The sequence below is a fragment of the Psychroflexus sp. ALD_RP9 genome, from assembly GCF_017311165.1.
GTDB lineage: Bacteria > Bacteroidota > Bacteroidia > Flavobacteriales > Flavobacteriaceae > Psychroflexus.
The window spans coordinates 1,015,704-1,039,521 of record NZ_CP062973.1 but is presented as its reverse complement, the minus strand read 5'-3'; the positions used below and the strand labels follow the sequence as shown (position 1 = coordinate 1,039,521).

Genomic DNA, 23,818 nt, shown 5'->3' with positions numbered 1-23,818 from the left:
TTACTTTTTTTACGGATTTTGCCTACCGCAAGTTAAAAACAAGTCTCTATTTTAGCTTCATATTAATTTTAAAACCAATTTTTATGAAACAAATTCATGCGAAAATCTTAGCAGGATTAGCACTTGTATTAGCAGTTACAAGTTGCCAAGATTATGAAGACCCACCACACCTTCATAATGAACAACACCTAGGAGAAAATCCTAATGTTATTTCAGGAGAGGAGTTCTCCCAAAAAACTCAAATTACGAAACCTATAGAATTTTTTAATTCTAGTTTTGCAAGAGCAAAATCATTAAACGATTCCTTAACACTTTCATTTAATGATTTCAATTTAACCGATGAAACTATCTATTACTATTCTAATAATTTCGGTATAGAGACTTATACGTTTTATCTGGAGCCTTTATTTCAGCCTCAACCAAACGTGATTTATAATCTAGTGCTAAAAAAAGATCTAAATAATCAATGGAATTCTAAAATCTTTGAACTTACTAAATCTACTGATTCTGAGGCCCAAAAAAGTTATAGTGACATTAACCAAGTCTTGTCTTCAGACGGTCTAGCTTATGGTATTGCTAAAGGCTGGCAAGGTGAGTGGCAAGAACAAACAGAAGAGCACTGTACAAATACTGGCAAGTGTGCAAGTGGTAAATGTGATCGCTGCAGTTTATGTATTACAACACGCTTTACTTATGTGATGGTATATGTAGAAGACGAAAACATAGATGCTGGTGACTCTAGCTCAGGCGGTGGCGGCCGTAATGGTGGTGGTAATAGCTCAGGCAACTCAGACGACAGCTTTGCTGCCAACCCTGGCACAATTAATGCAGATGGTGATAACGATGATGTCATCATTCAAGAACCTAATACAGAGTGCAACAAAATAAAAGGCTTTGCTGAAGCGGCTCTAAACCAAGACTACATGACACAATTAAGAACCTTATCTAATGAGGATACCCTTAACCTTGATAAAGAAAAAGCCATAAGCATGTTTGAAGGCTCTAACGATATTCTGGAACAAGAAGGCACCGAAGGTAACCCGTATGTGCCCATCTTCGATAATCCTCCTAACAATTATGTTGTTTTATCTCATACGCATCCCAATATAGGTGATGGCACACTTTCTGTGTTCTCGCCAGATGATTTATTAGCCATAGCTACAATTGCATACAACAATAAGTTATCAGATAATTTTGTGGCCTTTTTACCAACTCAAAAAGGAACTTTTTACGCCCTTACAGTAAATAATCCTCAAAAATTAATTGACTTCTTTTTCTCGACTATAGTAGGAGATTATACAAACTTGTCCGATCCAATAGGTCAAAAAGAACAGTATTTTGCGTCGAAAGATAATTTTAAAAAAATTTATAGTAAATATTTTAAACCTGAGAACCCCAACCGCAGAATAAGTGAAACTGATGGAGATAACGAAACTGTTTTAAAAGAGTTTCTTAAATTTATGGATGAGGCAGACCTTGGGGTCACCTTATTTGATGCTGAACCCACAGACGGGCATCCCAATCCTTTTGAAACTTTTAAAAAACTGAGTTTAAAAAACGGTTCTCCGTTAAGACAAGATTGTAATTAATTAAAACCCAAACACCATGAACACACGATTAATACTCCCAATAATATTACTGCTTTTAGGTTTAAGTACTAGCATAAAAGCACAAACCACTAACATTGGCTTTAACCGCTTTATAGGCACTTGGGAACACCAATTTAGCAATAGCAACCAAATTTTTAGAGTCATTATATTCCAGAAAGGCGATAATTTGGCGGGGCATTGCCGTATGCTTGAAGTGAATGCAGCAGGCGAAGAAACCTATGTCTATCGCACAGACTACTTATTACCACACTTTGATGGCGAAAGAAATACATATTGTTTATTTGGAGGTATTAAAGACCCTATGGGTATGTATGCATCTATTGATGACAATACCATCAATTACGAACTGGGCTTGTATGACCGTAAACTAAAACGCGGTAGCTTAAGCATCGATCTATTACCACGGGAATGTGCCACTTGCCCACAACAAGCCACGTGGTTGGTTGAAGAGCGCACGCTCAAAGGTCTTCGAATTATAGGAAAAGAAGAGCCGGAGCATTTTAATATCCCAACAAACTTAATCCTGACTAAGGTCGAGTAACCAAAGTTTGGTTAACTAACTAAAATAGATGGCTCTAGCAAGATATAAGCTAGAGCCTTATTTTAAAAACAATATTGTAAACAAAGTAGTATTAAATTTAATTTTTTAAATACAGTCAAGTAAAAAGCTAACTAACCAAGCCCAAACAATCTTTAATGTGATGAAGTATATTTTAAACCCATTTGTAAAAATTGTAGATATAACAGGCCAAGTTTCTGAAAAAGAATTTTGGATATATCAAGCCTTTTTTATTTTTTTTGTTGGTCCACTGATTGGATTTCTAAGAGGTCTTGATTCAATTAATGATACTAATGCAATGATCATCAGGCTTGTATTTTTGTTACCATCTATCACTTTAGGAATGCGTAGGTTAAACGAAACCAAATTTAATAAGTGGTTATTTTTAATTCCTTTTGTAAATTTAATTTTAGCTTCTTTCCCCGCTGAAAAATAATTAATTAACCCTAACATCAACCGCGCTAATTGAGATTAGCGCGGTTATTATTTAGAGCCAAGCTTCACACCAAAAGTCTTTTAAATCTTAAAAAAAGTCTTAACAAAACACCAAAAATATAACCTTATCGAGTAAATCAGCTGTTTTTACCCTAAAAAGTACGGATTATGCTTACTTTTTTTACGGATTTTGCCTACCGCAAGTTAAAAACAAGTCTCTATTTTAGCTTCATATTAATTTTAAAACCAATTTTATGAATTTAACATGCAACAAACGGTCGCAACTGATTAATCTAATCATGTGTACATTCCTCATTGCCTTATTAGGTTGTGAGCAAAACGAGATGTCTTTAACTGAGCACAAACCAAACATAACTTCTCAATATTTTAGTTTAGATCAATTACCGCAAAAAGCTAAAGTCAAACCTTTAATATCTAAAGTCTCTCGAACACTTTCAACTCATTTTCAAAAGAAAAGCAATAATGTAGATAGTGTTTTTGTTAATACAGAAGATGTGTTGTATGTAGCACATGCTAACACTCACACAATTACCTTAAAAATTTCTCATCCACAGGCAGATTATCCGCTTGAAAATATGGTTTTGCATTACAATGTTGGCACACAAACTTACGATGAGTATCTTATTCAATATGATATTAGCCTTGAACAACTAGAGCAAATAGAAAATGGTATAGATTTTGAATTACAAGACGAAAGTCAAATGATAGTAAGACAGTTAGAAAACGGAACACTAAATGATATGATGGCTAAATTATGTCGAAATAATTGTACAACAATTGATGTAATGTGTGAAAGTGGTGCACATGCTCCTGGTCAAAGCTGTACATTAGATGACGAAGATCAACCTTATACCTATCAAAGTTGTTCATTAATTTGTACATCACCCAACATAAATACAATAGACGCTGGTGATTCTAGCTCAGGCGGCGGGAATATGGTGACCAATCCTAATGTATCAACACCAAACACGCCACAAATAAGAACTATTTTTCAATTAACTACACAATATTTAAGTGCAGTTCATAGTTGGTGGTGGGCTAGTCAAGCAACGCCATCCCAAAAAAGCGCTATTGAAACTTTTCTTAATAACTCACAAGATTCCCAAGGCTTTTACAGCCAAGAAGCTTTAGCTTTTGTAAAAGAAGCTATTCAAATACTTTTGAATAATCCCGATGCTGAGGATGATTATGATTTAACTAATTATCCTGGAATTGATGAAGGCCTGCCATTTGGATGGTGGAATAATGAAAGTTTTATCGAAAATAATTTCACTTTTAATTTAGACGATGAAGGTTTTGGTGATTTAACAGAACAAGAAGAATTATTAATAAAACTATTTCCTTTGCATGCTTTAATAATAAAAGCGAATGTAGATGACGCACATACAGAAACCGAAAATAGATATGGAAATAGTGCAAGAAATGATAAATCCGATGCTTTTAGGCATGCTTTTTTTAATGCAATGAATTCAAACGATGCTGGTGATACAATTGCAAGATTATTTTCAACAGCCCACGAGAGTGAAGTTCCAGCGCATCTAATTTTAGAAGTTCAGATGGATTTGCATAACAATGATATTGGGCATTTAATTGGTGATAATGCGAGTTTTTTTGCTTCAGACCAAGATCTTTCCGATTCAGTTTATACAGAATTACTAAATGGTAACCTTAGATATTTATCACCATTAGGTCCGGTTATTCCACCAAACTTCGGAATAAATCCTTCTACTCAATTAACTCCTACAAATCAATAAAATGAAACCTAATTTAATGTTTTTGATTGTGCTATGTTTTTTATCCTGTACAAGTGACAAACAAACTAAAATTTCAATAAATAATTCTACTAATTCAATTATCGATAGCCTAAAAATAACCTATGGTACTGAAAAAGAAAGCAAAACCTATAGAACGACTCATATTGATTCGAAAGAAAAACGTCATCTAATATTAGATATGAACCTAAAAGGTGTTGATGGCACTTATTTTTTAGAAATTTTTCAAGGTGGAAATAAATTAGAAAAGGGTTTTGGGTACTATTCTAATGCTGTATTCAAAAATTACAATTTTAACTTAAAAATTGAAAAAGATACTTTATTAATAACTAAAAATGAAATGAATTAATTTCGGTCTTATTCAAGCTAAGCTAATGCTTTTGCTTTTTTACTTGGTGCAAGGATTATGCATGAATATGTACATTTTTTGGATAACCTAGATGGGATTGATTATCCTGGTGAAGAAGGTACAATATTTGAAATTAATACATATGGTCAAGATTTAAATGCAGGTTCAGCTCAATGGTTAATCTTAAATAAATATTACTAGACATGAAATCAATCTTATCTTTATTTTTAATAGCAAACCTTGTACTTCAAAATAATAACAAAGAAGAATTGATTTCAAAAATTCTTAACCATAAAGAAGTTTTACATTATGTGGATGATCCAGTAGTTTTTAAAAATAACTTTAGTGAAAACTTTAAAGATCTACCCTTAACATCTGATAAAGAATATACGGGTGTTTTAGTAATCAAAACTTTAAAGAAAATAAAATCTAAAAAAGAATTTTTCAAAGTTGGCATTTTTATCCCTTTTGAAAATGTTTACATTGAGTTTGAAGGTTTAAGAAATTTTGATGGATGTTGGGATATCAAAAAACTAAATTCTGTTGAATATTAACCAATCTTTACACCAATATATTTTTACGACGACTAACAATTGCCTAAACTAGCTAATATGAAAAACTATATAGCCCTTATTATAATTATATTCTTTGTGAAATGTGCTTTTTCGCAATCTATTTCAAAAAGCCTTTTTTTAGTGGTTGATAGGCAAACAGATACGATAATTCAACATAATGAAAATTCCAATGTTAAAATCAAATATTACCATGTTAACAAGAGTAAGAATTGGAATTTGGGTTTGAGACATATAAATTCTCCCAATAATTTTCAAAATAACTTCAGATATCTATTACCAAAAGAAATGGTATCAGAACTAGAAAGAAAAGGAAATCTTGAAGATATTAAGCCTTTTATGATTAAACTCAACAACTATAATAACAAGGAAGTATCACAATTTTTTAGCAAACATTATTCTTATTATTATGAGTATTTGCAAAAGGGCAGAAAAAAGACCTACAAGCGTTACAATATTTTTATCATTTTTAAATCTGACTTAGAGAAAACTTTTGTGCCCTGTTATGAAATGACTTTACTAAAAAGTAGAATCACAGAGATTTAATTGTTGTTTGGTTTATTGCGTTATGAATTTACAGGTATATGTCTTCGTACGATCTTGACTCAATGAAAAATAGTGGTATTCCCTAGGAAGACATTTCATAGACATTAATTCTTTTAAAACCCTGAAACAACCACCTTCACCAACAACACAATTTAGTTTTCAATTAGAGCAGGAATTTCACAAAAAGGATTTTTAAAATGTTTGAGCCCAATCACGCCACAATACCGTATTTTTGAATCAAATTATTTTCCGCATGGCAAACTGGGAACAACTTTTATCACTCAAGCGTTTTGGCGACAAGCATAAACGCATCCGTAAAGAACAAGACGATACACGCTTAGGCTTCGAAGTCGACTACGACCGTATTGTGTTTTCATCAGCTTTCAGAAGCTTACAAGATAAAACCCAAGTGATTCCGCTATCCGAAACCGATTTTGTACATACCCGATTAACACACAGCCTAGAAGTCTCCGTCGTTGGGCGCTCTTTAGGCCGAAATGTGGGCAAGGCCATCTTAAAAAAATACCCTTATTTAGCAGCCACACACGGCTTTCATTTTAACGATTTTGGTGCCATTGTTGCCGCGGCAGCCATTGCTCATGACATTGGCAATCCACCTTTTGGGCATTCTGGTGAAAATGCTATGAGCGATTACTTTAAAACTGGCCCAGGCCAACGCTTTCAATCTCAAATCTCAAAACTTGCGTATCAAGACCTCACCCATTTTGAAGGCAATGCCAACGGCTTCAAATTACTCACCGAAACACGCGATGGCTCTGTAGGCGGTTTACGCTTGTCTTATGCAACCTTAGCTAGTTTTACGAAATACCCTAAGGCATCTTTACCTCACAAACCGACCAATCAAATCGCCCATAAAAAATACGGTTACTTTTCCCAGCAAGCTGAATTTTTTGATGAGGTAGCTAGAGACGTCGGATTACCAATCTCAACCCACGAACATGGCCAAAGTTATGCACGTCATCCTTTAGCGTTTCTAGTTGAAGCTGCCGATGATATTTGTTATACCATTATCGATTTTGAAGATGGGATTAATCTCGGTTTAATCCCAGAAGATTACGCCTTAGAATACCTATCCAAGCTTATTAATCATAAAATTGATGTCGATAAATACGCCAAACTCAACACCACTAAAAATCGGGTGGCTTATTTGCGTTCCCTAGCCATTGGGACATTAATTCGAGAAACAGTCGACATATTCATGGCGAATGAAACCGCTATTTTAAATGGAGACTTTCATGTAGACTTATTGTCACAGTCGCGTTATAAGGCCCAAATTAAAGATATTATAAATATCAGTATTAAAAATGTTTACCGCAGCCAAGAGGTCATGGATAAAGAAATTGTAGGCTATAAAGTCTTAACAAGTTTACTACACCAATTCACCACTGCCGTAGAGCATCAACTCAATGGCCAATCAACATCAATCGACCGTTTAATTTTAGCCAACTTTCTGCCTCATTTTAATGTTGAGCAATCACCTACCGAAGATTGGTTGATAGATATTAGCTCTCATATCGCTGCTATGACTGATAGTGAAGCCTTACGTACTTATAAAAAGCTTACAGGTATGGCGCTTTAGTCTCAGCTTTACTCATAAAGCTGTTTCCTCAAATACTTGATTGTATCATTTTTTAATAAAGCGCCTTTAACTGTTTTAAAGCTTCTTCAACTGTGTTTGCTGGCTGCTGACAACTTTGGTCAACACAAACAAAAATTTGATTATAATCGGTCTTGCCCTTCATCAGCGCTAAGTCTTCAGTTGTACCGCCTAAAAAGATGGCATTAGGATTATAATGCTGTAGTAAAAGTTTATGCTTTTGAGCATAATCACTTCCGCAGGTCACCACTTCAGCAAAAGGATGTGTTAAGTAACCCACAACAATGGCCCAATGAGCCAAATACGGGCCAGATTTATGAAGTTTTGGTGAGACTTTAGCTAACATTTTTTGAACAATACGCTTGTAACTGTTGGCATTATAGAATTTGTGTAGTTTGAATAAAGCCTGCAACATCACCGAATTAGAAGATGGAATAACATTGTCATTAACTTCAATTTTACGCGCAATTAGCGCTTCGGCTTCGGTTGAAGTGTAGTAAAATAAACCTAAATCCGCATCGTAAAAATCAGCAATGCTTTTATCAATTAATTTTTTAGCTAGCTCTAAATAGCTTACAGTTAAAGTGGCTTCGTATAGACTAATTAAAGCCAAACTTAACCACGCATAATCCTCTAAAAATCCGGTGATACTAGATTGTCCATCTTTATAATTTCTGAACAACTGCTGGTTTTCACTTAAAAGTTCTTTCTGAATAAAAGCAGCATTAGCTTTTGCTTTATCAAGATAAGTTTGAAGCCCTAAAGCTTGGTAAGCATCAACATAAGCTTTGAGCATCATGGCATTCCAGCTGCATAAAATCTTTGTATCAATTTCAGGCCGTGGTTTAGAATCGCTTAATGTTTTGATTTTGGAACGAATAAGATTCAATTTTTCCACAAATTCGCCTTCAGTTAAGTTAAACGCTTCGGCTAGTTTTGAAATTGATTGAGCGGTATAGATAATATTTTGTCCTTCTTCCCAGTTGCCTTTTTGCTTTAAATTGAAGTAGCTTTTTGCTATTTCAAACTCATTTGAAGTTAATGCTTCTTCTAACTCATGATAGCTATATGTATAAAACGCACCTTCACGACCTTCAGAATCAGCATCAACCGCCGAATAAAATCCACCATTTTTATCGCTCAGCCAATTGTTAACAAAGTCAAGGCTTTGTTCAATGGCTGTTTTATAACTTGGCTTTTGGGTAATTTTATAAGCATTAGCTAGTAAACTAATCATTTGCGCATTATCGTATAGCATTTTTTCAAAATGCGGGGCAAACCAGCGTTCATCGACAGAGTAGCGCGCAAAGCCACCGTGAATTTGATCATAAATACCGCCAGCAATCATATGGTCAAGTAAGTTCAGGCATTGTTCTAAGGCTTCTTTATTTTCAGTAAGCTTGTGGTATTGTAATAAAAACTGCCAGCTGCTGGGCATGGCAAATTTAGGCGCGCCTTTAAAGCCACCATGCTTAGAGTCAAAAAAGCGCTGCCAACTGCCCAACAAGTCTTGATAATCGGTGGTACTAAAATTGATGGCTTGATTATTTTCAGTAAAATCTAAGCGATCAATATCTTGAATTCCACGTGTTAACTTTAAAGCTGTGTCTTTAAGCTGTTCTTGTTGGGTATCATAAGCTTTTGCTACATTTTTAAGCACTTTTAACCAATTATCTTTAGGAAAATAGGTGGCTGCATAAAAGGGTTTGCCATCTGGAAATGCAAAAGCATTAAGAGGCCAGCCGCCACGGCCAGTTAAGATTTGTGCCGCATCCATGTAAATTTGGTCAACATCAGGTCGTTCCTCACGATCAACTTTAATACAAATAAAGTGAGCATTCATGACTTCAGCTACCTTTTGGTCTTCAAAAGATTCGTGAGCCATAACATGGCACCAATGGCAGGCGGCATAACCAATACTTATTAGTAATGGTTTATTTTCTTTTTTAGCTAAAGCCAAACTTTCAGCATTCCATTCACGCCAATGTACTGGATTGTCTCGATGTTGTAATAAATACGGACTTGAGGCTTTGTGTAGTAAATTCAATTTAATCTTGCTTTAGTAATTGCGAAATTTCGTCTAATTGTGGTGTGAGCACAACTTCAATACGGCGATTTTTAGCTTTACCAGATTGGGTTGTATTTGGCGCAACAGGTGCATATTTTCCACGTCCGGCTGCAGTTAAGCGTTCTGGCTCAATATTTTCATTTTGTAAAAGTAGTTTTAAAACTTCAGTAGCACGTTTGGTCGATAAATCCCAGTTGTCTTTTAACTGTCCGCTACCATTGTAAGGTACATTATCTGTATGGCCTTCAATTAAAACAGCAATATCTGTATTATCGGCTAAAACCTTACCGAGTTCTTGAACAGCAGCTTGGCCTTCAGCACCAACCGTCCAACTTCCAGATTTAAATAAGAGCTTATTTTCCATAGAAACATAAACTTTACCGTCGCGTTGTTCTACGCTTAAACCGCGGTCTTCAAAATTAATGAGTGCACTAGATAATTTGTCTTTTAGTGCTTTCATTTTTTCTTCATTAGCAACAATCATTCGTTCTAATTCGTCTATTCTTTTGGCTCTGTAATCTAAATCTTGTTGTAATTGCTCTAAGCGTTTTTGTTCTTCTGCCAGTGCCGTCTTTTTAGCTTCTAACTCTTTTAAGAGTGCTCTGTTTTGTTGTGCATTTTCAGCTAAAACTTTACTGCTGTTGGCTTCAAGTGCATTGTAAGATTGTGAAAGTTGATTGTATTCGTCTTGTTTTTTTGCTAACTCTTTTTCAACTTCTTTTTTATCTTTTTCGAGTGCTTCAACCTGAGAAGCTAATTCTTGCCGTTCAGTTTTTATAGCTTCTAATGAGTTTTGGCAGTCGTTTAATGCATCAGATTGATGATTGAAGTCAGCTTGTAAATCTTCAAATTGGCGGGTAAGTGCATCAAATTTTTTCTGACTCACGCAAGCGGTTAAGCTGATTGAAATCAAGCTTAAAAGAAATATCTTTTTCATATCTTATAAAATAAATTAATCTAGTTCTAATAAAACGGGACAATGGTCACTATGTTTTGCCTCCTGCAAAATTAATGCCCGTTTTAATCGCGGTTTTAAATCTTGTGTAATAAGTAGATAGTCTAATCGCCATCCTTTATTACGTTCACGAGCATTAGCACGATAACTCCACCAAGAATATTGTTCTTTGTCGGGATGCAAATGTCTAAACGAGTCAATAAGGCCTAACTCTAGAAAGTTGCTAAGCCATTCGCGCTCTACAGGTAAAAAGCCTGACACATTTTTAAGTCTAACCGGGTCATGAATATCAATCGGTTCATGACAAATATTATAATCGCCACAAATTACCAGGTTTGGGTGTTCTTTTTTAAGATGGTTTACATAAGTTTTAAAATCGGCCATATATTGCAGCTTAAACTCAAGACGAGCATCATTGGTACCTGATGGTAAATATAAACTCATGATTGAAAGCCCATCGAAATCAACCCGTAAATTACGGCCTTCACGATCCATATAATCAATACCTGTTCCGTATTCTACATGTTTTGGTTCGTGTTTCGAAATAATACCAACACTGCTGTAACCTTTCTTTTCAGCCGAAAACCAATAGCAATACTGGTAGCCTAAGTCATAAAAAAGCTGATTATCAATTTGTTCGGGTTGGGCTTTGGTTTCTTGAAAACAAACCACATCTGCATCAGTGGCAGCTAACCATCCGAGTAAATCTTTTTTTAAGGCAGCACGTATGCCATTTACATTATAAGAAATAATTTTCATAGCGTCATTTTAAGGCTTTCAAAGTTATGAAATTGAGGCTAGTTTTACTTTTAAAAGTGCTAAAACTCGCTTAATTTCTTGGGGTGAATTATCGGCATGAAGGCAAAAGCGAAGCCGTTCTTTTCCTTTAGGAACTGTTGGTGATAAAATAGCGCGCACATCAAATTGTTCTTTTTGAAGTGCCTCGGCGATGCTTTTACATGCTGAATTTCCTGAAATGATGCAGGATTGAATAGCTGATTGACTTATAATGAAATAATCTTCTAGCTGAAGCTGTTGTACTTGCTCTAAAAATAAAGCAATATTAGTTTGAAGCTGATGTACTAAGCTAAGATTTTTTTTAAATTCTTGATGAGCGGCCCAAATTAAGGCGGTTTGCTGTGTTGAAATAGCCGTGGTGTAAATTAAACTCCGACTGAAGTTAATAAGGTAAGATTTTAAAGCTTCGCTCCCTAAAATAACAGCGCCGTGTTGCGCAAAACTTTTTCCAAAAGTTATTACACGTGCTAAACAATTAATGTTTTGAAACGACAAACCTTGTTTGCCTAATACACCAATGGCATGAGCTTCATCAAGAATAAAGTGAGCATTAAATTGCTTACAAAGCGCATTGATTTCTTCAACAGGTGCTTGGTCGCCATCCATAGAAAATACAGTTTCCGTAATTACATAAATACTGTTAAATTGATGGGCATATTGTTGTAACTTTCGTTCTAAGTCATCTAGGTTATTATGTTTAAATTTATAGCTCTTGGCTTGTGCTAAACTGATGCCATCACGAATAGAAGCATGCACAAGTTCATCAAACAAAACTAAGCTTTGTCGTAAACCTATCGCTGAAATTAAACCTAAGTTAGCGGTATAACCTGAATTGAATAATAAGGCCGATTCTGCTTGATAAAAATGCGCTAAATAATCTTCACAGTTATTGTGTAATTGAGAGTTTCCGGTGAGTAATCGTGAACCAGGTTTAGCATCAATTGGATACTGTTTTAGAATTTGTTTTGCAGTGACTTCAACCGAAGTAAGTTGACTCAGACCTAAATAGTCATTCGAAGCAAAATCGGTTAATGATGGGAGCGTGGTTTTGAGTTCACGAAGACTCTCATTCCGCAGGCGCTGATCTAGTTTTAACTGTAACGCCTTTGGTAATTTAGGCATTGCTATCTGTTTTTGAATCTTGTTTTGAGTTGTTTTCTTCTTCTTGTTCTGGGTCACTTTTTAGCTCGTGCGTTGATTTGTTGTAACGGTCTTTTAAGTCGTCAATTACAGAGCCATCCCAAAGTTTATTGCCTAAAAAATACGAAGTTCGTCCAATGAGGTGTGCGCCCACAGGTGCGGTGAGTAAAATAAAAATTACAATAGCTTGTACACGTGTGGTTACTGAAAAGTCGTAAAAATAGACGGCTGATGAACCAAGCAGCAAACCTACGCCTAAAGTAGCTGCTTTGGTATTAACAGATATTCTTAAGTATGTGTCTGGCATCCTAATAATGCCGATAGCTGCTAGTAAGGCAAACAAGGTGCCTAATGTGGCAAATATGTAGATTAATACATCAGTCATTTTTGTTTCTTTTTTCAAGGTAATAGGAAAAGGCAACGGTACTTAAAAAAGCAATGAGTGCTAAAATCATGGCGATGTCTAAGAAAGTAGGTTGGTTGTTGATGATGCTATAAATTGCAATAATTCCGATACCAATAGTAATGAGTAAATCTAGAGCAACAACGCGGTCTATAATGCTTGGGCCTTTGATGAAGCGTATAAACACAAGAATTTCAGCTAAAGATAGCAAGGGCAATATAACGTAGTATAAATAGTCGTTTAAGGTCATCTTAATATGGCTAATAATCGCTTTTCAAATCCGTTTTTAATATCGTCTATAAATTCTTGTTTGTCGTGAACGTACATCGAATGCACATACAAAACTTTGCGGTCTGTAGAGACGTCAAGGCTTAAAGTTCCAGGTGTTAAAGTAATTAAGTTGGCTAAAAAAGTAATTTCAACATCGGTTTTAGCGTCAAGCGGTACACTAACAATGCCAGGTTTCATATGATGTGTAGGTGTAATAACTTCAATGGCAACTTGAATATTAGCTTTAATCATTTCCCATAAAAAAAAGAAGAAAAAACCAATAATGCGAGGTAATATTTTAAAATACTTATTTTGATCGTTTTTACGAGAAATGATCCACAAGATTAAAAAACTCAATATAAACCCGAAACTGAAGTTTTCAAAGGTATAGCTACCTGTTAAAAACACCCAGATGAGCATAAGTAATATGTTAGATAAAAACTGTGTTTTCATAATTATGGGTTTAACACGGCTTTAATGTATAAATCTTTATTGGTGATTTCTTCAGCAATTCTAACCGAGAGTTCCTGAATGTGGTTAGCGCCAAATCCAATATATAAACTTACAAAAGTTAACAGCATAATAGGCATGATAAACTGTAATTTTTGAAATGGTCGAAGTTCATAAAAGTATATAAACTTGCGTTCGCGTTTAAATTCAGGTTGGTCTTTCCAAAAAGCCTTAGACCATAATCGCGCTATGATAAATAATGTAATAAAACTTCCGAAAATTAAGGCGCCAAAATACCAATATTGCGCTTCACTAAAACTTGCTAAAATAAGTGATAATTTAGGCCAAAAGCCTGACAATGGAGGCACACCAACTAAAGAAAATAATGGGATGGCCATGAGTAAACTCAATTTTGGATAATTGGCATAAAGACCACCTATATTGTTCATACTTGTGCTGGCTTTTATCCGGTAAATTACACCAGCAATTAAAAACAAGTTGGTTTTAACTACTATATCGTGAATGAGGTAAAACACAACACCAGTTAAGGCAACTTTTGTAAACATACCAAGTCCGCCAATCATAAAACCAATGTGGCAAATAATTAAATACGAAAAAACTTTACGAATATTTGTGTGGGTTAAAGCACCAATACCGCCAGAAAAAATGGTTAAAATCCCAAGTCCGATGAGTAAGTTTTGAAGGAAAACGTCTATCTCAAAAATCATTGAAAACACACGAATTAAGGCATAAACGCCAACCTTAGTTAATAAACCAGCAAAAATGGCTGAAACAGCTGATGGTGGTGTATGATATGATGCGGGAAGCCAGAAGTATAGCGGAAAAATAGCCGATTTTATACCAAAACCAACTAAAAATAATACCGCACAAACATCTACTAAAGTACGATTTTCAATACTTTGAACTTTGCCTGCTAAATCAGCCATATTTAGGGTTCCTGCTAAACCATATAAAACGCCTAAAGCGGTCAAAAATATCATAGAAGCAAAGAAGTTAAGTGCAAAATATTTTACAGCACCTTCAAGCTGATTTTTCTCACCTCCAATACTGATAAGCACAAACGAACTAATAATAATAATTTCGAACCAAACATATAGGTTAAAAATATCACCAGTTAAAAATGCACCATTAAGCCCTAATAATAAAAACTGAAATACACTAAAGTAACCAAAACGTAATCGCGCATTAATCACTGAAATGCTAGAGAAAATAGAAACTGCTAAACCACTGATTGCTGTTAATAGAACCAAAGTCGCAGCTAACATGTCACCTACAAATACAATTCCAAAAGGGGCTTCCCAATTACCAGCTTCAACCACTTGTGTGCCGTTTTGATATACATGTATAAATACGTAAATCGCAACACCCAAACCAATGGCATTACCAATAACGCTAAAGAGTTTCTGAAAGTTAATGTTACGCCAGAAAAACATCAATATGATGCTAAATAGCAAATTAACAATTAATGGTAATATGATCACGTGGTTTGTCATGAATCTTCGTCTGTGGTGTTTAGTTGATCGAGATCGTCTGTTTTTAAAACTTTATAAGCACGTTTAACCAATATAATGGCAAACGATTGTAAACCAAAACTGATAACAATTGCGGTTAAAATAAGCGCTTGTGGAATAGGATCGGCAAAAATACCTTCTAAAATTTTATCGCTATCTGAAATAATAGGTGGTTCACCTTTTGTAATCCGTCCTAATAAAAAGATAAGTAGGTTAACACCATTACCCAATAATACGATACCTAAAATTAGCTTTACAATGCTGCGGCGCATAATCATATAAATGCCTGCTGCATAAAGTAAACCGGTAATAATAGCTAACAATAATTCCATATTAAGCTGATTCTGATATGGTGAAAATAATAGTTAAAGCGGCACCAATTACCACCAAATAAACGCCAGTGTCAAAAAATAATGCCGAGCCAATTTTACCTAAAACAGGCACGGCTTCATGCGCCCACAAGCCCGTCATAAGCGGTAGGTCTGCAAATAACATAGGCGATATTGCACTTAAAAAGGCAATAGCCAAACCCACAGGCATAAAAAAACCAGGGTGAATTTTAAGCACTTGTTTCGTGTTTTGTAGGCCGTTTGCAAAAGCATCAAGTACAAAAGCAATTGCAGCCACTAAACCACCGACAAAACCACCACCAGGTAAATAATGCCCTCGCAGTAGAATAAATACCGAGAACAGCAGCAATACTGGTAGTAAATAGTTCGAGGCTGTTTTTAAAATTATGGTTTTCACTTGCTTTTATTTTTTATCCTTTGTTTTTAATCTTAACTTTAATAAACCAAAAACACCTAATGCTGCAACAACTAAGACAGAAATTTCAATCATAGTATCAATGCCTCTAAAATCGACTAATATAACATTCACAATGTTTTTTCCATGAGCCAATTTATAGGCGTTTTCTGCATAAAAATCAGTAATTTCTGTGTTTTTGGGTTCGTTGAGTACCTTAAGAATTAATATGGTAATAAGGCCACCTAAGCTTACCGATAAAATACCGTGTTTTATCCTAATTTTATCATTGGTTAATTTTAAATAGGTTGGGAGTTTGTACAATACCAACACAAATAAAATAACTGTTAAGGTATCAACCGAAAATTGCGTCATTGCTAAATCGGGTGCACTGTAAAATAAAAAGAATATACTAAACGCAAAGCCAACAACACCCATAGCAGCAACTGCAGCTAAACGTGATTTAGTAAAAACAGTAAAAACAATTGCAATAACCATCATAATCACAATAGCAATTTCATACACGGTAATTCGGGCTAAACTAGAATAATCAATATTCAAGTTAAAATCGAAAAGCAATAAATAGCCTAATAACAAAATAATAAAGCCAACAACAATCGATAAATAATGTCTTAAATAGCCATTTTGAAAATAGCCTGTCCAAATATGTCCGAACCACTCAAAACCCTCTGAAAGTTTCAATGTTAAATCTTTTGGAGCTATAAAATTAAACCGACTGATGAATGTTTCTTTTTGATGCGTAGGCTTCAATAGGAAATACAATACCGTTCCAACGGCTAATGTTAAGGCACTTAGACCGAGCACTAGGTTAAAGCCATGCCACAATTTTAAATGAACATCTTCAGCTGAAGTAAACATGACATTTACGATAGGTTGGGCAAAAGTGGTTTCAATTAAACCAGGCGCAATTCCGAAAATTATTCCGGCTATAACCATAATTAATGGTGGAAGCCACATTAACGGACTTGGTAAATGAATTTTTTCAAACTTTTGTGGGAGTTGGCCCATAAATGGTTTAACACCAGCAACAAAGCCACCGTAAAATAATAAAGCGTTTGTGGCAATGGCTAAAGCGGTAAGTAAAACTGCATTATTCGAGTGTAAAGTTGCTTCGTAAATTAAATCTTTACCCACAAAACCAATACTTGGTGGCACGCCACCACTGATTAATGCCGCAATAAATCCTGCAATAGCCACGGGCAAAAGAACTTTGCGTAAACCCGTAAGTTTTGTGATGTCTCTTGTTCCCGTTTCATGGTCTATGATTCCGATAATTAAAAATAATGAGGCTTTATATAAAGCGTGTACAACAATAAAAACAGATGCGGCAATCAACGCGGCTTCGGTACCAATGCCAATTAAAAACACCAAAATTCCTAAGGCCGAAATGGTCGAATATGCTAAAATACCTTTTAAGTCGGTTCTAAAAATAATATGTATGGCAGAATATAGCATAGTGATAGCACCAATACTAATGAGTGTGGTATGCCATAATTCAGTTTGACCTAAAACAGGTGAAAATCGAAATAATAAATAGACGCCTGCTTTAACCATTGTGGCTGAATGTAAGTAAGTTGATACAGGCGTTGGTGCTTTCATCGCACCAGGCAACCAAAAATGAAATGGAAATTGAGCCGATTTTGTAAAAGCAGCACCAAATATTAAAATCGCTGCCAAAGCATAATAAGGATGTTGAGTAATTATATCACTTTGAGATAGCATTTCAGAAATTTCATAGGTGCCTGAAATAAAGCCTAACAATAACGCACCACCAAGAAGTAATAAACCGCCGAAGCCTGTAATTCCTAAGGCAACTAAGGCCGACTGTCTAGAGGCTTTAGAATCGTTGTTGAAACCAATTAAAAAGAATGATGAAATACTAGTCAGCTCCCAAAACACAAACATCGAAATTAAATTGTCAGACAAGACCAAGCCGAGCATAGCCGCCATAAACAAACTTAAATAACCATAAAACCGGTCTAGATATTTATGACCCTTTAAATAAGCTGCTGTGTACAGAAACACCAAACTACCAACGCCAGTAATCATTAAGCTGAAAAGCAGCGACAAACCATCGAGTTTAAAGCTAAGATTTACCCCAAAATTCGGTATCCATCGGTAGCTTTCATAAACAACATCACCACCTGAAATGATATTAATGTTTAGTAAAAAGTAAATAAACAGTCCAATCGGAATTAATGCAGCAACCACAGCAATAGGCCCACGAAACCAACGGCCAACAAAAACCAAGAGAATTGCAAATATAAATCCGACTAAAACTGCTTCTAACATAATTAATTGATAGGATGCACAAATATAAATTTTATTTTAACGCTCACGAATTTGTAAGAAATATACATGCTAGCTTTAATCATAGTTTAACAATTAACCTTCTTAAAAGCTATTTTAATTAAAGCTTGCTTTTAAATTTTAATTGAACAAGACATGAAAACAAAAATTGCTAAACTTGCCATAAATTAATACCATGTATGCGCAACTAAAAAGACACCTTCTAAAAGATGTAGACTTCAATCATGACGAAATTCAGGCTTTTACCAATTTGTTAAGTCATTTAAAACTGAATAAAAAAGCAGTATTAATTCAGCCTGGTAACACAGTAACTAAGGAGTATTATGTGTTAAAAGGTTGCTTAAAAGCCTATTATATAGATGAAGCTGGCCAAGATCACATTATCCAGTTCGCCATTGAAGATTGGTGGATAAGCGATTTTGAAGCCTTTTTTAATGCCAAGCCTGCTCAATTGTATGTTGAGTGTTTAGAAGAGACAGAGTTGTTAGGTCTTAACAAATTAGACTTAGAACAACTCTACCAAACCATACCAAAATTCGAACGATTTTTCAGATTAAAAGTTACCAAAGCCTTTGTAGCACTAAGAAATAGAGTGCTATCTGGACTACAAAACAATAGCAAAGCGCGTTATAAAGAGTTTTGTGAGCAATATCCTCACCTTGAAAAACGAATTCCTAATTACAATATAGCCAATTACCTAGGCATGTCGCCAGAAAGTTTAAGTCGTATTAGAAATAGCATTTAAAATGGTTATAATTGTATTGAATAAACTACAGGATTAAAATTCATAAAAACTGATTTTTTGACTAACATATCATTAACAGCTCATCTTGATGTATATCAATTTTTAACTATAATCTCAACCTTATATTTGTAAAAAAAAGTAATTATGAAAAAAATACTCTTTGTTATTACAAGTAACGACCAACTTGGCTCAACAGGCCAAAAAACAGGTTTTTGGATTGAAGAATTTGCAGCACCTTATTATAAGTTAAAAGATGCAGGCTTCGACCTTACGTTAGCCTCGCCAAAAGGCGGCCAACCACCTATCGATCCTAATTCAGAAACTGAAGATGCCCAAACCGAAGCCACACAGCGATTTGATAAAGATCAAGAGGCAAAGAAACTTTTATCTCAAACCCATCAATTAAATCAAATCAATCCAAATGATTTTGATGCTGTATTTTATCCAGGCGGCCATGGTGTACTTTGGGATCTTGTAGAAGATAAAGACTCTATTAAGCTCATTGAAGCATTTAATGCGCATAATAAACCAATAGCTTTTGTTTGTCATGCTCCAGCAGTTTTAAAGCACCCAAAAACATCTGATGGTAAAGCTTTAGTTGAAGGAAAAAAAGTAACAGGTTTTACCAACCAAGAAGAAGCAGCGGTACAGCTAACCGAAGTGGTGCCGTTTTTATTAGAAAATATGCTTGTTGAAAATGGCGGTATTTACACAAAAATAAAAGATTGGCAACCATTTGCCGTAGAAGATGGTAATTTAATTACTGGTCAAAATCCAGCTTCATCTGAAAAAGTAGCTGATTTGTTAGCGCAACAGTTGAAGGCATAAGAACCAAAGGTTTCAAAAACATGGTGAGCATGTTTTTGAAACCTGTTTTTATTCATAAGTTTAAAATCTAGACCAAAGCTATTCAATTCCTTTCGGGATAGCAGCAATCAATTCTTTCGTGTAGTTTTGTTGAGGTTCAGCATAAACAACGTCTGCATTTCCGTGTTCAACAATTTCACCATCACGCATAACCAGTAATTGGTCGGCCATATATTTAACCACGGCTAAGTCGTGTGAGATGAATAAATATGTAAAATTAAAATCAGCTTTTAAATCGTTAAGTAAATTGAGCACTTGAGCCTGAACTGAGACATCTAAAGCCGATACGGACTCATCGCAAATCACGATTTTTGGTTTTAAAGCAATTGTTCTTGCAATACCAATACGTTGGCGTTGCCCACCGCTAAATTCATGTGGGTAGCGATGAAAATGACTTTTGCTTAATCCAACACGTTCTAAAAGTTCACAAGCGATTTGTTGGGCTTGCTTGTTTGAGGTTGCAATACCATGTACTAACATAGGTTCTACAATAGCATCACCAATGCTAAGCCGCGGATTTAAACTTGAAAAAGGGTCTTGAAATATCAATTGAATATCGCTTCGTAAGCTTTTAAATTGTTTTGATGAAAGTTGAGTAATGTCTTGGCCTTTATACCAAACTTCACCTTTTGTAGCTGGCTCAAGTCCTAACAGGACTTTACTTAAAGTTGATTTACCGCAACCGGATTCACCAACCAAACCCATATTTTCTCCTTCATAAAGTTCAAAATTTACGCCGTTAACAGCTTTAACTTCAGTCGAAGCTGATAACCAGCGACCAGGTTTATGGTAAGTTTTGTATAAATCTTTAACGACTAACAGCGGCGGATGCCCATAAATATTTTCATGTCTTTTTTCGCGTTCGGCTTTACTTTCTTGGTCTAAGTTAAGCTTGTTTTGCATCACATCAGCTACTGTAGGCAAGCGTTTTAAGCGATAACCTAAAGGTGGTTTAGTTGCTAGTAAAGCTTTGGTGTAAGGATGTTTAGGTTGTTTAAATAATGTGGTAGTCTCATTAACTTCAACCAATTGACCTTGGTACATCACCGCCACGCGATCCGCGAGTTCTGAAACTAAAGCTAAGTCGTGAGAAATAAATATGATGCTCATTCCTGTTTCTGCTTGTATCGATTTCAGCAGTTCTAAAATGGTTTTTTGAACGGTAACATCAAGGGCTGTTGTAGGTTCATCTGCAATTAAAATTTTCGGTTGGCAAGCAATAGCCATGGCAATCATGACACGCTGTTTCTGACCACCACTAATTTCGTGAGGATAGGCTTTATACAGTTGTTCAGCGCGCGGAAGTTTAACTTTTTTAAACAAACGAATTACCTCAGCTTTAATCGTTTTGTTAGAGCCTTTGGTGTGTTGTTTTAAAACTTCAGCTACTTGTGGTCCACAGCGCATCGACGGATTTAAAGAACTCATAGGCTCTTGAAAAATCATCGAAATTTCACGACCTCTTAATTGCTGAAAATCAGCTTCAGAATATTGATTTAAATCCTCACCTTCGAATATTAAATGGCCTGTAATTTGGGCTTTTTTTCCGAGCAGCCGCATAATGGCTTTTGCAGTAATCGATTTACCTGAGCCTGATTCGCCAACTAAGCCTAAAATTTCATTAGACTGAAGACTTAAATCGACTGATTTCACAACGGTGTTCGACTGAAAAGCGATAGATAATTGCTGAAGTTCTAGCATTGCATTAAAATTGATGGACAATTTAAGAAGCTTTCCTTAAATCTGACGTAAAAAAACTGTTTTTATAAGTTGGGCATCACTTAAAACGAGACCTTGAATTTAATTCTATTTCAAAATTAGTGAGAAGTCAATTATAAATCAAGGCTTCAATAAAAAGCTTAAAACTTAACAGCTCGGCTGAAACTTTGTTCAAGGCAAATAAAAGTTTCGGTTCGTGCCACGCCATCAATTCGCTGCAATTTTCCACTTAAAACTTCGGTTAAATGCTGGTTATCACGACAAATCACTTTAACTAACAACGAAAAATTACCTGTCGTATAATAACATTCCACCACTTCATCAATCGCTAATAAGGCTTTTTTTACAGGTTGATACATATTAGCCCGATCGAAGTAAATGCCAATAAAACTTTGGGTTTGATAACCCAGTTGATGTAAGTTAATTTCTGAGCGTGAACCCGTTAACACACCTTGGTCTTCGAGTTTTTTTAGTCGCAAATGAACGGCAGCGGTACTTAGGTGGCAAGCATCGGCCAAGGTTTTAAGCGAGGCTTTAGCATTGGTACTTAAAATATTTAAGATAATTTGGTCTGTAGCATCCATTTGCTTAAAAATAATTAGTTAAATTCAAAAATAGTAAATAATATATGTTTTTAAATTAAAAGTATTGATTATTATTTAGTAATACTAGTTATTTGCTGTAAATAATTTTAAAAACAATCAAAATGTGTGGAATTTTTGCAGCTATAGAGACACAACAAAGTGCTCAAGACTTATTCGAGCAGTTCATGAAAATTAAACATCGCGGTCCCGATGCAACCGATTTTAAAGAAATTAAACCACAAACTTACTTTGGTTTTCATCGTTTAGCGATTAATGGTTTAAGCCCTAAAGCCCATCAACCTATGTATAAAAACGGTGTTTATTTGGTGGCAAATGCAGAAATTTTTAACTATCAACAACTCGCTAAAGAGCATCAATTTCAACTAAACACAGGGTCAGACTGCGAGGTAATTATTGATCTTTACCAGTCTATAGGAATCGAAGCTACACTAAACGCCTTAGATGGTGAATTCGCCTTTGTGTTGTATGATGAAACCACCGATGAATTTTTTGCCGCAAGAGATCATTTAGGAGTGCGTGGTATGTATTTTGGTCGCTATAAATCTGAAGTTTACATAGCTTCAGAAAGTAAAGCGCTGACTTTTTGTGAACAATTGAATCAATTTCCACCAGCACATTATTGGTCGTCTAAAACCGATGAGTTTAAATCTTTTTTTAACCATGATTATAAGACTAAAGAAACGCCAGTTGAAGTTTATACTCAAACCATAAAATCCTTATTAACACAAGCAGTAGAAAAGCGCATGATGAGTGAGCGCCCTGTGGGCTGTTTATTAAGTGGTGGCCTAGATAGTAGCTTAGTAGCAGCATTACTAGCTAAAGCTTATCGCGCTAAAGGTCTACAATTGCAAACTTTCTCCATCGGTTTAGAAGGTAGTCCCGATTTAATAGCCGCTGAAAAAGTGGCGCAACACATCGGTAGCAAGCACCACAGCATTGTGGCTTCTGAAAAAGAATTTCTCGCCGCATTAGAAGACACAGTTTATTTATTAGGAAGCTATGATGTAACCACCATACGCGCTTCAGTAGGGCATCAATTAGTGGCCAAATATGTGGCTAAAAACACCGATGTTAAAGTCCTTTTTTCAGGAGAAACAGCCGATGAATTCGGGTCTTATTTGTATTTTCAAAATGCACCATCAGAAGCAGAATTTCAATCAGAAGCTATTCGTTTATTAAAAGATATTCATTATTTTGATATGAAACGAGGCGACCGATGTATTTCAAATGCAGGACTCGAAGCGCGTGTGCCTTTTGCAGATAAAACTTTTGTGCAATATTATATGAGTATACCACCAAAAGAACGTCAGTTTAATGACGCTAAAATTGAAAAGTATTTGATAAGGAAGGCTTTTGCTGAAGATGCATTATTGCCAGATGAGGTACTTTGGCGACGTAAAAATGGGTTTTCAGATAGTGTGAGCGCGCAATCAAAATCTTGGAGTAGCATTATACAAAACCATATCGATTTAATCATCTCAGATGAAGCCTTTGAGCAACAGCGACATCATTTTTCTCCTATTCCGCTCACCAAAGAAGCCTTTTATTACCGCCGAATATTTGCTAGGGATTACGCAAAACACGATCAATTAACGCCATACCAATGGTTACCAAAATGGTGTGGTGATGTAATTGATCCATCAGCCCGTGTTTTAGAAATCTACCAAGCAGATTAATTGAGAGTTAAAATTTATAGATCTGCATGGTAT

The 23,818-nt window shown here is 35.3% G+C and carries 25 protein-coding genes; 12 read left to right on the top strand and 13 right to left on the bottom strand.

Features of this window, described 5'->3' with window-relative positions; genetic code table 11:
* The first annotated feature begins 83 nt into the window (after nucleotides 1–83).
* From IMZ30_RS04915 to dgt, 9 genes are all read left to right on the top strand, one after another.
* Nucleotides 84–1,589: a hypothetical protein gene (locus IMZ30_RS04915; protein WP_207039419.1), complete on the top strand. Its 1,506-nt coding sequence runs from the start codon at nucleotides 84–86 to the stop codon at nucleotides 1,587–1,589.
* 16 nt (nucleotides 1,590–1,605) lie between these two features.
* Nucleotides 1,606–2,151, top strand: coding sequence for a DUF6705 family protein (locus IMZ30_RS04910; RefSeq protein WP_207039418.1), 546 nt, complete (start codon nucleotides 1,606–1,608; stop codon nucleotides 2,149–2,151).
* Between the two features lie 160 nt (nucleotides 2,152–2,311).
* Entirely contained in the window at nucleotides 2,312–2,605 is a 294-nt protein-coding gene (locus IMZ30_RS04905; protein ID WP_207039417.1) for a DUF805 domain-containing protein, read from the top strand.
* A gap of 253 nt (nucleotides 2,606–2,858) precedes the next feature.
* Nucleotides 2,859–4,379 (top strand): DUF6973 domain-containing protein, encoded by a 1,521-nt coding sequence (locus tag IMZ30_RS04900; protein WP_207039416.1) that lies wholly within the window; start codon nucleotides 2,859–2,861, stop codon nucleotides 4,377–4,379.
* Nucleotide 4,380: 1 nt separating this feature from the next.
* The gene (locus tag IMZ30_RS04895) at nucleotides 4,381–4,746 is read left to right on the top strand and encodes a hypothetical protein (protein WP_207039415.1); all 366 of its coding nucleotides are present in this window, start codon (nucleotides 4,381–4,383) and stop codon (nucleotides 4,744–4,746) included.
* A gap of 57 nt (nucleotides 4,747–4,803) precedes the next feature.
* On the top strand, nucleotides 4,804–4,947 hold the full coding sequence (locus IMZ30_RS04890; RefSeq protein ID WP_207039414.1) for a hypothetical protein: 144 nt from the start codon (nucleotides 4,804–4,806) through the stop codon (nucleotides 4,945–4,947).
* A gap of 2 nt (nucleotides 4,948–4,949) precedes the next feature.
* The gene (locus IMZ30_RS04885; protein WP_207039413.1) at nucleotides 4,950–5,300 is read left to right on the top strand and encodes a hypothetical protein; all 351 of its coding nucleotides are present in this window, start codon (nucleotides 4,950–4,952) and stop codon (nucleotides 5,298–5,300) included.
* A gap of 57 nt (nucleotides 5,301–5,357) precedes the next feature.
* Entirely contained in the window at nucleotides 5,358–5,864 is a 507-nt protein-coding gene (locus IMZ30_RS04880; RefSeq protein WP_207039412.1) for a hypothetical protein, read from the top strand.
* Between the two features lie 253 nt (nucleotides 5,865–6,117).
* A complete protein-coding gene (gene dgt / locus IMZ30_RS04875; RefSeq protein ID WP_207039411.1) occupies nucleotides 6,118–7,464 on the top strand; it encodes a dGTP triphosphohydrolase in 1,347 nt (448 codons plus the stop codon).
* Nucleotides 7,465–7,516: 52 nt separating this feature from the next.
* Here the strand turns inward: dgt and IMZ30_RS04870 are convergent, their stop codons facing one another.
* From IMZ30_RS04870 to IMZ30_RS04820, 11 genes are read right to left on the bottom strand one after another with little or no spacing between them, the layout of a single operon-like run.
* Entirely contained in the window at nucleotides 7,517–9,529 is a 2,013-nt protein-coding gene (locus tag IMZ30_RS04870) for a thioredoxin domain-containing protein (RefSeq protein ID WP_242529703.1), read from the bottom strand.
* Between the two features lies 1 nt (nucleotide 9,530).
* Nucleotides 9,531–10,487, bottom strand: coding sequence for an OmpA family protein (locus IMZ30_RS04865; RefSeq protein WP_207039410.1), 957 nt, complete (start codon nucleotides 10,485–10,487; stop codon nucleotides 9,531–9,533).
* 15 nt (nucleotides 10,488–10,502) lie between these two features.
* A complete protein-coding gene (locus tag IMZ30_RS04860) occupies nucleotides 10,503–11,264 on the bottom strand; it encodes an exodeoxyribonuclease III (protein WP_207039409.1) in 762 nt (253 codons plus the stop codon).
* A 24-nt stretch (nucleotides 11,265–11,288) separates the two neighbouring features.
* Nucleotides 11,289–12,425 carry an aminotransferase class I/II-fold pyridoxal phosphate-dependent enzyme gene (locus IMZ30_RS04855; protein WP_207039408.1) on the bottom strand — a complete coding sequence of 379 codons (1,137 nt, stop codon included), beginning with the start codon at nucleotides 12,423–12,425 and terminating at the stop codon, nucleotides 11,289–11,291.
* A complete protein-coding gene (gene mnhG / locus IMZ30_RS04850) occupies nucleotides 12,418–12,828 on the bottom strand; it encodes a monovalent cation/H(+) antiporter subunit G (protein ID WP_207039407.1) in 411 nt (136 codons plus the stop codon). Before mnhG ends, IMZ30_RS04855 begins: the two co-directional genes overlap by 8 nt.
* Complete coding sequence (locus IMZ30_RS04845) at nucleotides 12,821–13,096, bottom strand: cation:proton antiporter (RefSeq protein ID WP_073192676.1); 276 nt, start codon at nucleotides 13,094–13,096, stop codon at nucleotides 12,821–12,823. Before IMZ30_RS04845 ends, mnhG begins: the two co-directional genes overlap by 8 nt.
* Complete coding sequence (locus IMZ30_RS04840; protein WP_207039406.1) at nucleotides 13,093–13,569, bottom strand: Na+/H+ antiporter subunit E; 477 nt, start codon at nucleotides 13,567–13,569, stop codon at nucleotides 13,093–13,095. The genes IMZ30_RS04845 and IMZ30_RS04840 overlap by 4 nt, the downstream gene beginning before the upstream one ends.
* 2 nt (nucleotides 13,570–13,571) lie before the next feature.
* The gene (locus IMZ30_RS04835; RefSeq protein ID WP_207039405.1) at nucleotides 13,572–15,080 is read right to left on the bottom strand and encodes a proton-conducting transporter membrane subunit; all 1,509 of its coding nucleotides are present in this window, start codon (nucleotides 15,078–15,080) and stop codon (nucleotides 13,572–13,574) included.
* Nucleotides 15,077–15,430, bottom strand: a complete 354-nt coding sequence (locus IMZ30_RS04830) for a Na+/H+ antiporter subunit C (RefSeq protein ID WP_073192679.1) — start codon at nucleotides 15,428–15,430, stop codon at nucleotides 15,077–15,079. Before IMZ30_RS04830 ends, IMZ30_RS04835 begins: the two co-directional genes overlap by 4 nt.
* 1 nt (nucleotide 15,431) lies before the next feature.
* Complete coding sequence (locus IMZ30_RS04825) at nucleotides 15,432–15,845, bottom strand: Na+/H+ antiporter subunit B (protein ID WP_207039404.1); 414 nt, start codon at nucleotides 15,843–15,845, stop codon at nucleotides 15,432–15,434.
* 6 nt (nucleotides 15,846–15,851) lie between these two features.
* Nucleotides 15,852–18,155 (bottom strand): putative monovalent cation/H+ antiporter subunit A, encoded by a 2,304-nt coding sequence (locus IMZ30_RS04820; RefSeq protein ID WP_207039403.1) that lies wholly within the window; start codon nucleotides 18,153–18,155, stop codon nucleotides 15,852–15,854.
* A 193-nt stretch (nucleotides 18,156–18,348) separates the two neighbouring features.
* On the opposite strand from IMZ30_RS04820, the gene IMZ30_RS04815 reads away from it, so the two are divergent.
* Both IMZ30_RS04815 and IMZ30_RS04810 read left to right on the top strand, forming a co-directional pair.
* Nucleotides 18,349–18,918: a Crp/Fnr family transcriptional regulator gene (locus IMZ30_RS04815; protein WP_207039402.1), complete on the top strand. Its 570-nt coding sequence runs from the start codon at nucleotides 18,349–18,351 to the stop codon at nucleotides 18,916–18,918.
* Between the two features lie 144 nt (nucleotides 18,919–19,062).
* Nucleotides 19,063–19,746: a type 1 glutamine amidotransferase domain-containing protein gene (locus IMZ30_RS04810; RefSeq protein ID WP_207039401.1), complete on the top strand. Its 684-nt coding sequence runs from the start codon at nucleotides 19,063–19,065 to the stop codon at nucleotides 19,744–19,746.
* A gap of 78 nt (nucleotides 19,747–19,824) precedes the next feature.
* Here the strand turns inward: IMZ30_RS04810 and IMZ30_RS04805 are convergent, their stop codons facing one another.
* Both IMZ30_RS04805 and IMZ30_RS04800 read right to left on the bottom strand, forming a co-directional pair.
* On the bottom strand, nucleotides 19,825–21,486 hold the full coding sequence (locus IMZ30_RS04805; protein ID WP_207039400.1) for an ABC transporter ATP-binding protein: 1,662 nt from the start codon (nucleotides 21,484–21,486) through the stop codon (nucleotides 19,825–19,827).
* 158 nt (nucleotides 21,487–21,644) lie between these two features.
* Nucleotides 21,645–22,088 (bottom strand): Lrp/AsnC family transcriptional regulator, encoded by a 444-nt coding sequence (locus IMZ30_RS04800; RefSeq protein ID WP_207039399.1) that lies wholly within the window; start codon nucleotides 22,086–22,088, stop codon nucleotides 21,645–21,647.
* 122 nt (nucleotides 22,089–22,210) lie between these two features.
* Between IMZ30_RS04800 and IMZ30_RS04795 the strand changes: the two genes are divergently transcribed.
* Nucleotides 22,211–23,785: an asparagine synthase-related protein gene (locus IMZ30_RS04795; protein ID WP_207039398.1), complete on the top strand. Its 1,575-nt coding sequence runs from the start codon at nucleotides 22,211–22,213 to the stop codon at nucleotides 23,783–23,785.
* The last annotated feature ends 33 nt before the right edge of the window (nucleotides 23,786–23,818 follow it).

Excerpts from the sequence above, each read along its gene's own strand:
- IMZ30_RS04915 (WP_207039419.1), top strand. The coding sequence starts at position 84 with ATGAAACAAATTCATGCGAAAATCTTAGCAGGATTAGCACTTGTATTA.
- IMZ30_RS04910 (WP_207039418.1), top strand. The coding sequence starts at position 1,606 with ATGAACACACGATTAATACTCCCAATAATATTACTGCTTTTAGGTTTA.
- IMZ30_RS04905 (WP_207039417.1), top strand. The coding sequence starts at position 2,312 with ATGAAGTATATTTTAAACCCATTTGTAAAAATTGTAGATATAACAGGC.
- IMZ30_RS04900 (WP_207039416.1), top strand. The coding sequence starts at position 2,859 with ATGAATTTAACATGCAACAAACGGTCGCAACTGATTAATCTAATCATG.
- IMZ30_RS04895 (WP_207039415.1), top strand. The coding sequence starts at position 4,381 with ATGAAACCTAATTTAATGTTTTTGATTGTGCTATGTTTTTTATCCTGT.
- IMZ30_RS04890 (WP_207039414.1), top strand. The coding sequence starts at position 4,804 with ATGCATGAATATGTACATTTTTTGGATAACCTAGATGGGATTGATTAT.
- IMZ30_RS04885 (WP_207039413.1), top strand. The coding sequence starts at position 4,950 with ATGAAATCAATCTTATCTTTATTTTTAATAGCAAACCTTGTACTTCAA.
- IMZ30_RS04880 (WP_207039412.1), top strand. The coding sequence starts at position 5,358 with ATGAAAAACTATATAGCCCTTATTATAATTATATTCTTTGTGAAATGT.
- dgt (WP_207039411.1), top strand. The coding sequence starts at position 6,118 with ATGGCAAACTGGGAACAACTTTTATCACTCAAGCGTTTTGGCGACAAG.
- IMZ30_RS04865 (WP_207039410.1), bottom strand. The coding sequence starts at position 10,487 with ATGAAAAAGATATTTCTTTTAAGCTTGATTTCAATCAGCTTAACCGCT.
- IMZ30_RS04860 (WP_207039409.1), bottom strand. The coding sequence starts at position 11,264 with ATGAAAATTATTTCTTATAATGTAAATGGCATACGTGCTGCCTTAAAA.
- IMZ30_RS04855 (WP_207039408.1), bottom strand. The coding sequence starts at position 12,425 with ATGCCTAAATTACCAAAGGCGTTACAGTTAAAACTAGATCAGCGCCTG.
- mnhG (WP_207039407.1), bottom strand. The coding sequence starts at position 12,828 with ATGACTGATGTATTAATCTACATATTTGCCACATTAGGCACCTTGTTT.
- IMZ30_RS04845 (WP_073192676.1), bottom strand. The coding sequence starts at position 13,096 with ATGACCTTAAACGACTATTTATACTACGTTATATTGCCCTTGCTATCT.
- IMZ30_RS04840 (WP_207039406.1), bottom strand. The coding sequence starts at position 13,569 with ATGAAAACACAGTTTTTATCTAACATATTACTTATGCTCATCTGGGTG.
- IMZ30_RS04835 (WP_207039405.1), bottom strand. The coding sequence starts at position 15,080 with ATGACAAACCACGTGATCATATTACCATTAATTGTTAATTTGCTATTT.
- IMZ30_RS04830 (WP_073192679.1), bottom strand. The coding sequence starts at position 15,430 with ATGGAATTATTGTTAGCTATTATTACCGGTTTACTTTATGCAGCAGGC.
- IMZ30_RS04820 (WP_207039403.1), bottom strand. The coding sequence starts at position 18,155 with ATGTTAGAAGCAGTTTTAGTCGGATTTATATTTGCAATTCTCTTGGTT.
- IMZ30_RS04815 (WP_207039402.1), top strand. The coding sequence starts at position 18,349 with ATGTATGCGCAACTAAAAAGACACCTTCTAAAAGATGTAGACTTCAAT.
- IMZ30_RS04810 (WP_207039401.1), top strand. The coding sequence starts at position 19,063 with ATGAAAAAAATACTCTTTGTTATTACAAGTAACGACCAACTTGGCTCA.
- IMZ30_RS04805 (WP_207039400.1), bottom strand. The coding sequence starts at position 21,486 with ATGCTAGAACTTCAGCAATTATCTATCGCTTTTCAGTCGAACACCGTT.
- IMZ30_RS04800 (WP_207039399.1), bottom strand. The coding sequence starts at position 22,088 with ATGGATGCTACAGACCAAATTATCTTAAATATTTTAAGTACCAATGCT.
- IMZ30_RS04795 (WP_207039398.1), top strand. The coding sequence starts at position 22,211 with ATGTGTGGAATTTTTGCAGCTATAGAGACACAACAAAGTGCTCAAGAC.